This is a genomic window from Terrisporobacter hibernicus (genome assembly GCF_020809405.1).
In the GTDB taxonomy this organism is placed as follows: Bacteria; Bacillota; Clostridia; order Peptostreptococcales; family Peptostreptococcaceae; genus Terrisporobacter; species Terrisporobacter petrolearius.
Genome location: NZ_CP081135.1, coordinates 1,223,313 through 1,236,912, shown reverse-complemented (window position 1 = coordinate 1,236,912; position 13,600 = coordinate 1,223,313). Strand labels below are relative to the sequence as shown.

Sequence of the window (13,600 nt, the reverse complement as noted above, 5' to 3'; positions counted from 1 at the left end):
TATGGAAGAGTATGTATATATTGAGGGGAAAAAATATAGAAGAGGATATACTACAGGTTCTTGTGCAACAGCAGCATCAAAGGCATCTGTACATATGCTTTTTACTAAGAAAAGTATAGGAAGTATAAATATAGACACGCCAAAGGGGATACCACTAACATTAAAAGTTAAAAATGTTGGGATTAGAAATAATTATTCCATATGTTCTATAGAAAAAGACGGTGGCGACGATATAGATGCAACTCATGCTATGGATATATTTGCAAAAGCTGAATTAGTAAATAAAGAGGCTGAAGATGTTATTGTAACTGGTGGCGTAGGAATAGGAATAGTAACTAAGAAAGGGTTAAGTGTTGAGGTTGGAAAGCATGCAATAAATCCAGTACCAATGAAAATGATTAAGAATGAAGTAAGAAAAGTTTTAGAACAAAATAATGATTTATTAAAAAACAAATCATTAAAAATAACTATTTTTGCTCCTAAAGGTGAGGAAGTAGCAAAGAAAACTTTTAATTCAAAACTTGGAATACTCGGTGGAATATCTATACTTGGAACTACTGGAATTGTTGAGCCAATGAGCGAAGAAGGTTGGAAAAAATCTTTATCCATAGAACTTGAAATGAAAAAAGCTCAAGGAATGGATAAAATCATTTTAGTTCCAGGAAACCATGGAGAGGAATTTATAAGAGATTATCTAAAAATTGATATGAGTAATTGTGTTAGGATGAGCAACTTTGTAGGATATATGTTAAACGAAGCAAAAAGACTAGGATTTAAGAAAATACTTATGGCAGGTCATATTGGAAAGTTTATAAAAATATCTGCAGGGATTTTTAATACTCATAGTAAAGTTTGTGATGCTAGAAATGAGATAATGATTGCAAATTTAGCATTGATAGGAGCTGATTCAGGTTTTCTCAAAGAAATAAATGAATGTGTAACAGCAGAAGGTGCAGTTGAAATAATAGACAAAAGCAATTACACACAAATATACAACATACTTTGTAACAAATGTAAAGAAAGAGCAGAGGAATATTTAAATGAAGATATACAAGTGGAAGTTTATATGTTTAGAATGGATAAATCACTGCTTGGAAAATCAAAAGATGCAGATTTATTAATGGAGGATTTTAGATGATAAATATAATAGGTCTGGGACCGGGAGAGTTTGATTATATAACTAAACTGGGAGAAAAATTAATTTATTCTTCAGATGTTCTAATAGGTGGAAAAAGAAATTTAGAATCTATAAAAGATTTTAAGGGAGAGAAGATAGTATTATCTACTAATCTTGAAGAAGTTTTAGAGTATATTAAAAAAAATCACCATAAAAATATAAGCGTTATAGCATCAGGAGACCCATCTATTTATGGAATAGGAAAGTATTTATCAAACAATATTGATCATAAAAGTTTAAATGTCGTATCTGGAATAAGTTCGCTACAATATATTTTTTCAAAAATATTTGTAGATATGAATGATGTTTATATTACTAGTAGTCATGGTAAAACACCTGATTTTGATTACATACTATCTCATAAAAAAGTATGTATGGTAACTGATAATAAAATAGGTCCCCATGAAATTTGTAAACAAATACTAAAAAGAAACTTAAATAAAGTAGTTGTTGTAGGAGAAAATTTATCTTATGACAATGAAAGAATAACTATAGGAAAAGCTGAAGAAATATTAGCAGTTGAAAAATTTGAAATGAATGTGGTGGTGATACTAGATGAAAAATGATGAATTTATTAGGGGAAAAGTTCCTATAACAAAGGAAGAAGTTAGAGCCATCTCATTAAATAAATTGAACTTAAAAAAAGCTAAAACTTTTATAGATGTTGGAGCAGGTACAGGAAGTGTTTCTATTGAAGCCGCCAAAACTTATGATAATTTAAATGTTATAGCTATTGAAAGAAATGATGAAGCTATAGATTTAATAAACAAAAATATAGAAAAATTTAATATATCAAATATAAAAGTTATACAAGCCTATGCACCTGTTGAAATAAAAGAAAAAGCAGATGGAATTTTTCTAGGTGGAACAGGTGATAACTTGGAAGAAATAATAAAATGGTCAAAAAATTTGTTAATACCAGGGGGAAGGTTAGTAGCTAACTTTATATTAATTGATAATTTTTATGACACAATGAATTTGCTAAAAAAATATGATTTTCAAAATGTGGATGTATCATTACTAAATATAAGTAAGTTAGATAAATTAGGAGCAAGGGATTATTTTAAACCTCACAATCCTATTTACATAATATCATGCGAAAAAGGGGAAGAAGATGAACATGAATAAAGTACATTTTGTTGGAGCAGGACCAGGAGACAAAGAGTTAATAACACTAAAAGGATATAAATTATTATCCAATGCAGATGTGGTAATATATGCCGGGTCGTTAGTTAACCCAGCGCTTTTAGATTATTGTAAAGAAGGATGCGAAATTCATGACAGCGCATATATGAACTTACAAGAAATAATAGAAGTTATGGAAAAAGGAATTAAAGAAGAAAAATCAGTTGTTAGGCTTCAAACAGGAGACTTTTCAATATATGGTTCTATAAGAGAACAAGTTGAAGATTTAGCAAAATTGAACATAGATTATGATTGTACACCAGGGGTGAGTTCTTTCCTTGGAGCATCATCAGCTTTGGGTGTGGAATATACAGTTCCAGAAATATCTCAGTCAGTAGTAATAACAAGAATGGAAGGAAGAACTCCAGTGCCATCAAAGGAATCCATAGAATCTTTTGCAGCTCACCAAACATCTATGGTAATTTTCCTTTCAGTTCAAGAAATAGAAAAAGTTGTGGAAAAACTAATTGATGGTGGATATGATAAAACAACACCAATAGCTGTTGTATATAAGGCAACTTGGCCAGATGAAAAAGTAGTAAAAGGAACTCTACAAGACATAGCAACAAAAGTAAAAGAAGCTGACATAAGAAAAACAGCATTAATAATGGTGGGAGAATTTTTAGGAAAAGAATATAATAACTCAAAATTATATGATAAGGACTTCGTTCATGAATACAGAGGATAAGAAAATTGCCATATTGTCCATTACTAAAAATGGGAAAGAACTTGGATTAAAAATAAAAAGAAATATACCTATTGCTCATTTATACTATGTAAAAAAGGATGCTGTTAAAGAAGTAGACAATGTTATTTATGTAAATGAAAAATTGAAGGAATTTGTTCCAAAAATCCTTGGTGAATATGATTACATTATATTTATAATGGCATGCGGAATTGTAGTAAGAACTATAGCTCCACTTATAGAAAATAAATTTATAGATCCTGCTATTTTAGTCACTGATGAAAAGGGAAAAAACATTATAAGTTTGCTTAGTGGACACATGGGTGGAGCCAATGAAATGACTTTATATATAAGTGATTTATTAAACTCAAATCCAGTAATAACTACGGCTACAGATGTTAACGACAAATCATCACTAGATATGATTGCAAAACAACTAAATGCTCATATTTATGACTTTAGAAATAAAGTATTAAAAATAAATTCTATGCTAGTTAATGGTGAAGTAGTGAATCTTTTTATAGATGGAGATTACAACATAGATACTCGTGGATTTAATATATGTAAGCATGATGAAATAAATAAATTAAATGAAGTGATAGTAATAAGCAATAAGAAAAATTTAAACTTAATAAACAATAACATTCTTAAAGTTGTACCTAAAAATATTGTAATAGGTATTGGATGCAGAAAAAACATTGATAAAGAATATATGATAAATTCATTATCTGATTTTTTACATAAGCAAAATATTGATATAAATGCAATTAAAGAGATAGGAAGTATAGATATTAAAAAGAATGAAGGAGCTCTGGTAAATTTAAGTAAATATTTAAATGTTACTTTTAGAACATTTACAGCTGATGAAATATCAAAAGTAGAGCATTTATATGAAAAGTCAGAGTGGGTAAAACAAAATGTGGGTGTTCACTCTGTGGCAGAACCAGTGGCTCATCTATTAAGCAATGGAAATTTAATAATAAAAAAACATAAATACAATGGAATTACATTTTCAGTAGGGAGAGTTAATATATGATATATGTCGTAGGTATTGGACCAGGATGCAAAAACTTGATGACTATGGAAGCAATAAATGCAATAGATGATGCTGAAGTTATAGTAGGATATAAAACTTATATTGATTTAGTAAAAGAATTTATTGTAGATAAAGAAGTTGTGCAAAATGGAATGAGAAAAGAAATAGAAAGATGTAAGCAAGCTTTAGAAATTGCAAAAACAGGGAAAAAAGTAGCTGTTATAAGTAGTGGAGATGCTGGTATATATGGGATGGCAGGACTTATACTAGAGCTAGTAACAAAAGAAAATGTTGATATAAAAGTAAAAATTGTACCAGGTGTCACAGCAAGTATAGGAGCAGCAGCAGTACTTGGAGCGCCTATAATGCATGACTTTTGTCATATAAGCTTAAGTGATTTGATGACTCCATGGGAAGTTATAGAAAAAAGATTAAAGCTAGCAGCAGAAGCTGATTTTGTTATTTGCTTATACAACCCAAGAAGTAAGGGAAGAAGTGAACACTTAGCTAAGGCCTTTGAAATCATGGGAGAATTTAAGGCTGGCTCAACGGCAGTAGGAATAGTAAAAGATGTGGGAAGAGAAAAGGAAGAAAAATTTATATGCACATTTGATACTATGGATTTCGAAAGAGTTGATATGACTACTATGGTGATTATAGGTAACAAAGCAACTTACATTCATGATGATTTAATTATAACTCCAAGAGGATACGAAGTATGATTTTAGTTTTAGGCGGAACTTCAGACAGTATAGAAATATGTCATAAGTTAAATGAAAAAAATATGGATTATATAGTTTCAGTAACAACTTCTTATGGAGAAGATTTAGCAAAGAAATGTTCAAATAAAATTATATTAAAAAAGTTAACTATAGAAGATATGGTTAGTTTTATAAATGAAAATTGTATTACAAAAATAATAGATGCTACTCATCCTTATGCGGTGGAAGTATCTAGAAATGCTATTAAAGCTTCACAAATTACAAATATAAAATATATTAGATTTGAAAGAGAATCCTTAATAAAAGAGGTAGATTACAAAAATAAGTACATAGTTAATGACATAGAAGAAGCCTGTGAAATAGCCAATAAGATAGGTCATAACATTTTTATTGGCACAGGAAGTAAAAATTTATATCTGTATAAAGCAAAAATAAAAAATAAAAACTTAATTCCTAGGGTGCTTCCAACAAGTGATGTATTAATAAGTTGTGAAGAATTAGGATTTAATGCAGACAATATTATAGCTATGAAGGGACCTTTCTCTGTTGAAATGAATGAGTCAACATACAAACAATATAATATTGATTTAGTAATTACAAAAGAAAGTGGAGTAGCAGGAGGATTTTTAGAAAAAATTAAAGCTTGCGAAAATTTAAATATTCCTGTGATTATTATAAAAAGAAAAGAAATGAATTATCCAAACACTGTTGGACAAATTAAGTATTTAATTGATTTAATATAAGGGAGAGACGTTATGAAAAAAGCTATATTGGTAGTAAGTTTTGGGACTAGCTATCATGAAACTAGAAAAAAAACTATAGAACCTTGTGAAAATAAAATAAAAGAGAATTTTGAAGGTTACGATTTTTATAGAGCATTTACTTCGAGTATGATTATAAAAAAATTAAAAAAAAGAGATAACTTAATAATTGATAATCCAGTAGAAGCTTTAGAAAAACTTTATAATGAAGGTTATGAGGAAGTTATAGTGCAATCTCTTCATATTATATGTGGAGAAGAATACAACAAACTTAAAGAAATGGTGGATGGATTTAAAGATAAATTTGAAAGACTTTCTTTAGGTAGACCTCTATTAACTTATATAAATGATTATAAAGAAACTGTATTAGCAGTAAAACAAGATATTGAAAAAATGGATATTGATGAAGCTATAGTATTTATGGGACATGGTACAGAACATGAAAGTCATGCTTCTTACCCAGCTATAGAGTATATGTTTAGAGATTATGGAATAAATGCTTATGTTGGAACTGTTGAAGGATATCCAGAAATTGACCAAGTAATTAAGTTGTTAAAAGAAAGAAATGTAAAGACAGTAGACTTAATGCCGTTTATGCTTGTAGCAGGTGATCATGCTATAAATGACATGGCTAGTGGTGAGGAAGATTCATGGAAAACTATTTTAGAAAATGAAGGATTTAATGTAAAAGTTCATTTAAAAGGACTTGGAGAAAATCCATATATACAAGAGAAATTTGCTAATCATGCACTAGATTGTATGAACGAAATAGAGGAAGTAAGCATTTAATAATTAGGGGGAATTAGTATGGCAAAGTTTTATGGAATTGGAACTGGACCAGGAGATAGTTCATTAGTAACAGTAAAGGCAGTTAATACACTTAAAAAGTTAGATATATTATATACGCCAGAATCTAAAAAGGGTGGAGAAAGTTTAGCATTATCAATAGTCGATGAGTATCTACCAGAAAGCTTAGAAATAAAATCTAGACATTTTCCTATGAATTTCAATGGAACAGAAAAAATACAAGTATGGAACTCCGTATCTGGTGAAATAGTTGAAGATGTTAAAAAAGGCAAAAATGTTGGTTTTGTAACATTGGGAGACCCAATGATATACAGTACTTATGTATATGTAATGGAAAGATTAATGGAATATATAGAAGTAGAAACTATACCAGGTATTTCATCGTTTTCGAATATAGCATCAAACCAAAACTTCCCTCTAGTAATGGACACAGATCCATTAATAGTAATACCATGTACAATGGAAGAAGATAAAATAGATGAAGCTCTTGAAAAATATGATTGTTTAGTATTAATGAAAGTTTATAAAAAAATAAATATGGTTATAGACAAATTGAAAAAACATGATTTAATTGATCATGCTATTCTAGTTAGCAATTCGTCTCAAGATAAAGAAGAAGTATTTACTAATTTAAGAGATGAACATATTGATGAGAAAATATCATATTTCTCAACTATATTAGTAAATAAAAATAGAAATAAAAGATAGCATCTTATTGAAACAGAATTCCTATGAAATAAGGAGAATTAATATGAAGATAGTAGTTGGAACACGAGGCAGTAAATTAGCCCTAATTCAAACTAACTGGGTAGTTGAAGAATTAAAAAAAGCTAATCCAGACATTGAATTTGAAATCAAAATAATAAAAACAAAGGGAGACTTAGTAACTCACTTACCTTTGCATAAAATAGGAGATAAGGGTCTATTTACAAAAGAGATTGAGCAACAACTTTTAGATAGAGAAATAGATTTGGCGGTACATAGTATGAAAGATATGCCATCAACTCTTCCACAAGGATTAAAATTTGCAAATGTACCAAAAAGAGAAGACCCTAGAGACATTCTTGTTTTAAATGAAGATTACAAGACACTTGAAGATTTACCTCATGGAGCAAAAATTGGTACAGGAAGTAAAAGAAGAATATATCAACTTCTTAAATATAGACCTGATTTAGAAATAGTACCTATAAGAGGAAATATAGATACTAGAATTAGAAAAATAGAAGATGAAAATCTTCATGGCATTGTATTAGCAGCGGCAGGACTATTAAGGGCAGGCTTAAAAGATCGCATTAGTTACTATTTACCTACTAACATAATGATACCAGCCCCAGCTCAGGGAGCACTTGCTCTGGAAATAAGAGAAAATGATTTACATATGGAAGAAATAATTTCTCATATAAAAGATGAAACAGCAGAAATACAAGTAGCAGCAGAGAGAGGATTCTTAGAAGGTGTTAACGGTAGTTGCCATGTTCCTATGGGAGCCTATTGTGAAATTAATGATGATAAATTAATATTAACAGGTCTTTATGGAGATGAAGAGGGTAGAAAACTAGTTGTAAAATCAAAAGAAGGAAGTATTAAAGATTCTGCAAAAATAGGATTTGATTTGGCAGAAGAAGTACTTAAAGAATACAACAAGTTATAGTGAATTTAAGGAGTATGAAAACTATGAAGGGAAAAGTTTACTTAGTGGGGGCAGGACCTGGAGATTATAAACTTATAACTGTGAAAGGATTAGAATGTATAAAAAAAGCAGATGTAATAGTTTATGATAGGTTAGCAAACGTTAAATACTTAGAAGAAGCAAAGAAAGATTGTACATTTATAAATGTAGGAAAAGCATCTAGTAATCATATACTACCACAAGATGACATAAATAGATTGATTGCGGATAAAGCGCTGGAAGGAAAAGTAGTTGTTAGACTAAAGGGTGGAGATCCTTATGTATTTGGTAGAGGAGGTGAAGAGGCAGAACTTCTTCGTGATGAAAATATTGATTTTGAAGTAGTACCTGGAATAACTTCTCCAATAGGAGGTCTATGTTATGCAGGTATTCCTATAACTCACAGAGATCACGCTTCATCTTTCCATATTATAACAGGGCATCCTAGAAAAGATGGGAAAGAAACAAAGGAAATAAATTGGAATGCTCTAGCAAATGTAAAAGGTACCTTAGTGTTTTTAATGGGAATTTCAAACTTAAAAAATATAAGTGAAAATTTAATTGAAGAAGGTAAAGATAAAAATACTCCAGTGGCCTTTGTTAGTTGGGCAACGAGATCTAATCAAAGAGTTGTAACAGCTACTTTAGAGAATGCTCATGAAGTAGCAATAAATGAAAATATTAAACCACCTACTTTAATTGTAGTTGGAAGTGTTGTAAGTCTTAGAGAAAAGTTAAACTTTTTTGAAGAAAAACCACTTTTCGGTAAAAATATTGTGGTTACTAGATGTAGAACACAAAGTAGTGAACTAGCTAAAAAAATAAGTGATATGGGTGGAAATCCAATAGAAATTCCAACTATAAAAATTCAAAAGGTTGAAGATAATAAAGAATTAGAAGTAGAGATAGATAAAATAAAAGACTATACCTATATACTATTTAGTAGCAAAAACGCAGTTGATATATTCTTTGATAAGTTAAATGAAATGGGATATGATTCAAGAGTTCTTCACAATAGCAAAATTTGTGCTGTTGGATCAGAAACTGCAAAAGCTATTAAATCAAGAGGTATAATCGCTGATATAGTTCCGCAAAAATATGTGGCTGAAGGGCTTTATGAAGAATTAAAAGATATTATTAAAGAAAATGATAAAGTTTTAATTCCAAGAGCAAAAAATGCTAGAGATTTCTTAATTAATAAACTAAGTGAGAAATGCTATATTAAAGAAGTTATAACTTATGAGTCCGTTATAGATAATGATAAAAAAGATTTGGCTATAGAAGCAATAGAAGATGAAGAAGTTGATTATATTACTTTTGCCAGTTCTTCAACGGTTAAAAACTTTATAACTTTAATAGGAGAAGAAAATCTTAAAAAACTACAAAATAAAAATATAATATCCATAGGTCCAATAACTAGCAAGACTATAGAGGACTTTGGATTAGAAGTTTATAAAGAAGCTGAAGTAGCGACAATTGACAGTATGATAGATGTAATATCAAATAATGAAAAAGTGCAAATGGGGGAATTAACATGTTAAGAAGACCAAGAAGATTAAGAAGTAGTAAAGCAATAAGAAACTTAGTGAGAGAAACAAAACTACAAGTGGAAGATTTAATTTATCCATTATTTATAGTAGATGGAGAAAATATCAAAAGAGAAATATCATCAATGGAAGGTGTTTATCATTTTTCAGTTGATATGTTAGACGATGAAATAAAAGAATTAACAGAACTTGGAATAGAGCACATATTATTATTTGGTGTTCCAGATGATCACAAAAAAGACTGCCAAGCAAGTGAAGCCTTTAATCCAGAAGGTGGAGTTCAAAGAGCAGTAAGAAAAATAAAAGAAATAAACCCAGAAATGGATGTAATATGTGATGTATGTATGTGTGAATATACAAGTCATGGACATTGTGGAATATTAACTGATACTGGATATGTTCACAATGATAAAACTTTAGATTACCTTGCTAAAATATCTTTAAGTTACGCACAGGCTGGCGCAGATATGGTTGCACCATCAGATATGATGGATGGAAGAATAGGTTCAATAAGAGAAGTTTTAGATAATAATGGATTTGAAAATGTGGCTATAATGGCTTACAGCGCTAAATATGCTTCATCATTTTACGGACCATTTAGAGAAGCTGCAAACTCAGCACCTCAATTTGGAGATAGAAAAACTTATCAAATGGATCCAGCAAATACAAATGAAGCAGTATTAGAAGGGCAATTAGATGTTGAAGAAGGTGCTGACATAATAATGGTTAAACCAGCTCTATCATATTTAGATGTAATACAAAGATTCAAAGATAACTTTGATTTACCAATAGCAGCTTATAACGTAAGTGGTGAATATTCAATGCTAAAATTAGCTGTTAAAGAAGGATTACTAAATGAAAGTGCTATTTATGAAGCAGTTATGTCTATAAAAAGAGCAGGAGCTACAATAATAATCACTTATTTTGCTAAAGACATAGCTAAAATGTTAAAAAATAATTAGTTAATATAAGTGATAAAACATATTGGAGGAAAGAGTATGAACAATAAATTTGTTTTATCATATAGTGGTGGAAAAGATTGTATGTTAGCTTTATATAGAAAAATCCAAGAAGGATGTATTCCAGTGGCACTTTTAACTACTGTGAAAAAATCTGCTAGTGAAACTTGGACTCATGGTTTAAGCTACGATTTACTAGAACAAGTTAGCAAAAGCTTAGAAATACCTGTTATTTATGCAGAGTGTGATGTTTCAGAGTACGAAATTAAGTTTGAAGAAAAACTTAAGGTAGCAAAGGAAATGGGTGCAACATCAGTAGTATATGGAGATATTGATATTGAATTACATAAACAGTGGGGCGTAGATAGAGCAATAAATACAGGTTTAAACTATGAATTTCCTTTATGGCAAGAAAATAGAGAAAAACTTGTTTATGAAGCTATAGATAATGGATTCAAAGCCATAATTAAGAAAGTAAACTTAGACTATATGAGTGAAGATTTCTTGGGCAAAACACTAACAAAAGAATTGGTGGAAAAGATTAAAGCTACTGGTTCTGACCCTTGTGGAGAAAATGGCGAATATCATACATTTGTAGTTGATGGACCAATATTTAATTACAGAATAGAAGTTAAGCAAGATGATTTTAAACCAGAAAGTAGTTATAGGTTTTTAATTAAGTAGAGATTATAAATACCTTAAAGTTAGTTCACAAAACTTCTTTAAGGTATTTTTAGTTATTAGAAATTATATTAAAATATAATTAGAATAACATAATTATAAATACGGGGGATGTTATGTATTATCCAATTAATTTAAAAAAAAATGATATGAAAATTGTTGTTATAGGTGGTGGAAAGGTAGCATATAGAAAATGCATAAACTTTCTTGCTTTTAACAAAAAAGTAATAGTAGTAAGTGAAGAATTTATAAAAGAATTTGAAGATATAAAAGGTGAAATTGAAATTATAAAAGATAGTTATAATGAAAAATATATAAAGGATGCTTTTGTTGTAGTTGCTGCTACTAATAACAAGGATGTAAACCATAAAATAGGAACTTATTGTAGAGAATATGCAAAATTAGTAAATGTAGTTGATGACATAGATTTATCTAATTTTACAGTGCCTTCTTTTGTTAAAAGAGGAGACTTATTACTAAGTGTATCTACTGGTGGAAAAAGTCCTTCTTTATCAGCAAAGATAAGAAAAGAATTAGAAGAAGTTTACGATGAAAGTTATGAAGAGTATGTAAATTTACTGGGTGAAAATAGGCAGATTATAATAAATAATATAGAGAATGTTGAAGAAAGAAGAAAACAATTGAAAGAACTTTTGGATTTAAGTATTGATGAACTTAAACAAAAAATAAAAATATCTAATTTATAGTCTAAGCACAAAATGCAATTTTAAGATTCAAATGTTATTAGAAAATTAAATTTAGCTAAAAATATATTAAGTATCTAAAGAGTTCTTTAATTTAAATTATTAATTTCTTTTAAAAAATTGTAAATATTAATTTAATAAAAATAAAAGTGGGTATAAATAATATAGTGAAACTTAAAACTAATTATAGTAATAATTTTTGTAGGAGGTATTATGATGAAAGTAACATTTCAAGGAAACCCATTAACATTAAAAGGAACTCAAGTAAAGGTAGGAGATATGGCTCCTGATTTTACTGTTGTAGATAATGATTTAAACCCATTAAATCTTAGTGATACAAAAGGGAAAAGAGTATTTTTAACAGTGCCATCTTTAGATACTCCAGTTTGTGATATGGAGGTTAGAAAATTTAACCAAGAAGCAACTAAATTAGATGAAAATGTAACAATTTATACAGTATCTATGGACTTGCCATTTGCGCAAGGAAGATGGTGTGGTGGTGCTGGAATAGACAGAGTAAAAACAGTTTCAGATTATAAAGATAGAGAATTTGGAAATAATTATGGAGTTTACATAAATGAGCTTGGACTTTTATCTAGAGCAGTATTTGTTGTAGATGAAAATAATAAAGTTGTATATGTAGAATATTTAGAAGAAATAACAAATGAGCCAAATTATGAAAAAGCTTTGGAATCAATAAAATAATAGAAGAAAAATCCAGAAAAAATAATAATTTTTCTGGATTTTATTTTTGTTCATGGGACTTATCTAAAAGTGACAAAATGCTTTCTTTATGATATTTATATATAGGTTTATTTAAACTAGTGTCAATGGAAGAAACTTTTTTTCCTATTAGATATAAACCATGAACATGATGTATTAATTGCTCTTCAATGTCAAATTTATAGTATAAAGTATTTATATCATGAGTTTCTTTAGAATAAGGAATTTCATCTATTAACTGATTATAATATTCTTCTAATTCAAAGTGTTTATTATTAAGTTTTATATATAATGAAGAAAAGTCATTATTTTTTACCATAGAATTAATAATCTTTAAGCAGTCATTATAAACAGTGTTGAAAGATGACCATAAGTACTTTATATATCTTTTGCGGCTTACAGTATAATTAACAATTAAAGCTATAATTACTCCTACTAAAGTATCAATAGTTCTCATAATAGAATAATTTAGTGGGTGGTTATTACCAATTCCTAAGCATATAGAAATAAAGGTTACAGATGCAATGGCAGATGAGTCAGAAATTTTTAATATATTACAAATGTATATAATTAAAATTACTCCCAAAGTAGATGAAATAATATTACCTTTGAAAAAAAGTGCACACAAAAAACCAATTAAGCCACCAAGTAAAGTGCCTAAAATTCTAGACCAGGAATCTTTAATTGAACCTTTAATAGTATTTTTTATAGAAAATATACAAACAGATACTGTATAAACTGGTGTTTCAACTATGCCTAAATAGCCAGCTAGAGTGGCAAAGAAAACGGCAATACCAGTTTTTATGTTTCTCATTCCAATTTTTTTCATAGAAAATCCTTTCTTAATGTATTAAAGAATTAATAGTATTATTTGTATTTTTATAATAATTTATATGAAATTATAAAGAATAATATATGTAGTAAAATTATATTGGTATAATAAT

General features: G+C 28.9%; 16 protein-coding genes. 15 read left to right on the top strand and 1 reads right to left on the bottom strand.

The window, feature by feature from the left end:
• Position 1 precedes the first annotated feature (1 nt).
• The 15 genes from cbiD to tpx all read left to right on the top strand — a co-directional run bounded on the left by cbiD (position 2) and on the right by tpx (position 12,638).
• Positions 2-1,138, top strand: a complete 1,137-nt coding sequence (gene cbiD / locus JW646_RS05945) for a cobalt-precorrin-5B (C(1))-methyltransferase CbiD (RefSeq protein WP_228416907.1) — start codon at positions 2-4, stop codon at positions 1,136-1,138.
• Complete coding sequence (locus tag JW646_RS05940; protein WP_228416906.1) at positions 1,135-1,743, top strand: cobalt-precorrin-7 (C(5))-methyltransferase; 609 nt, start codon at positions 1,135-1,137, stop codon at positions 1,741-1,743. Before cbiD ends, JW646_RS05940 begins: the two co-directional genes overlap by 4 nt.
• Positions 1,733-2,305 carry a decarboxylating cobalt-precorrin-6B (C(15))-methyltransferase gene (locus JW646_RS05935; protein WP_228416905.1) on the top strand — a complete coding sequence of 191 codons (573 nt, stop codon included), beginning with the start codon at positions 1,733-1,735 and terminating at the stop codon, positions 2,303-2,305. Before JW646_RS05940 ends, JW646_RS05935 begins: the two co-directional genes overlap by 11 nt.
• Positions 2,298-3,050: a cobalt-precorrin-4 methyltransferase gene (locus JW646_RS05930; RefSeq protein WP_148557382.1), complete on the top strand. Its 753-nt coding sequence runs from the start codon at positions 2,298-2,300 to the stop codon at positions 3,048-3,050. The genes JW646_RS05935 and JW646_RS05930 overlap by 8 nt, the downstream gene beginning before the upstream one ends.
• Entirely contained in the window at positions 3,034-4,083 is a 1,050-nt protein-coding gene (gene cbiG, locus JW646_RS05925) for a cobalt-precorrin 5A hydrolase (RefSeq protein WP_074919268.1), read from the top strand. The genes JW646_RS05930 and cbiG overlap by 17 nt, the downstream gene beginning before the upstream one ends.
• A complete protein-coding gene (gene cobJ / locus JW646_RS05920; RefSeq protein ID WP_148557324.1) occupies positions 4,080-4,805 on the top strand; it encodes a precorrin-3B C(17)-methyltransferase in 726 nt (241 codons plus the stop codon). The genes cbiG and cobJ overlap by 4 nt, the downstream gene beginning before the upstream one ends.
• A complete protein-coding gene (gene cobK / locus JW646_RS05915; protein ID WP_074919265.1) occupies positions 4,802-5,548 on the top strand; it encodes a precorrin-6A reductase in 747 nt (248 codons plus the stop codon). Before cobJ ends, cobK begins: the two co-directional genes overlap by 4 nt.
• A 12-nt stretch (positions 5,549-5,560) precedes the next feature.
• On the top strand, positions 5,561-6,355 hold the full coding sequence (locus JW646_RS05910) for a sirohydrochlorin cobaltochelatase (protein ID WP_228416904.1): 795 nt from the start codon (positions 5,561-5,563) through the stop codon (positions 6,353-6,355).
• 18 nt (positions 6,356-6,373) lie between these two features.
• Entirely contained in the window at positions 6,374-7,081 is a 708-nt protein-coding gene (locus tag JW646_RS05905) for a cobalt-factor II C(20)-methyltransferase (protein WP_228416903.1), read from the top strand.
• A 43-nt stretch (positions 7,082-7,124) separates the two neighbouring features.
• On the top strand, positions 7,125-8,024 hold the full coding sequence (gene hemC / locus JW646_RS05900) for a hydroxymethylbilane synthase (protein ID WP_228416902.1): 900 nt from the start codon (positions 7,125-7,127) through the stop codon (positions 8,022-8,024).
• Positions 8,025-8,047: 23 nt separating this feature from the next.
• Positions 8,048-9,583, top strand: coding sequence for a uroporphyrinogen-III C-methyltransferase (gene cobA, locus JW646_RS05895; protein WP_228416901.1), 1,536 nt, complete (start codon positions 8,048-8,050; stop codon positions 9,581-9,583).
• Positions 9,577-10,551: a porphobilinogen synthase gene (gene hemB, locus JW646_RS05890; RefSeq protein WP_074919260.1), complete on the top strand. Its 975-nt coding sequence runs from the start codon at positions 9,577-9,579 to the stop codon at positions 10,549-10,551. Before cobA ends, hemB begins: the two co-directional genes overlap by 7 nt.
• A 36-nt stretch (positions 10,552-10,587) precedes the next feature.
• Complete coding sequence (locus JW646_RS05885; RefSeq protein WP_074919257.1) at positions 10,588-11,232, top strand: Dph6-related ATP pyrophosphatase; 645 nt, start codon at positions 10,588-10,590, stop codon at positions 11,230-11,232.
• Between the two features lie 113 nt (positions 11,233-11,345).
• On the top strand, positions 11,346-11,936 hold the full coding sequence (locus JW646_RS05880; RefSeq protein WP_074919255.1) for a precorrin-2 dehydrogenase/sirohydrochlorin ferrochelatase family protein: 591 nt from the start codon (positions 11,346-11,348) through the stop codon (positions 11,934-11,936).
• Positions 11,937-12,146: 210 nt separating this feature from the next.
• On the top strand, positions 12,147-12,638 hold the full coding sequence (gene tpx, locus JW646_RS05875) for a thiol peroxidase (RefSeq protein WP_331478065.1): 492 nt from the start codon (positions 12,147-12,149) through the stop codon (positions 12,636-12,638).
• Between the two features lie 40 nt (positions 12,639-12,678).
• On the opposite strand, the gene JW646_RS05870 is transcribed toward tpx, so the two are convergent.
• Positions 12,679-13,485 carry an FUSC family protein gene (locus JW646_RS05870; RefSeq protein WP_228416900.1) on the bottom strand — a complete coding sequence of 269 codons (807 nt, stop codon included), beginning with the start codon at positions 13,483-13,485 and terminating at the stop codon, positions 12,679-12,681.
• Positions 13,486-13,600: the final 115 nt, after the last annotated feature.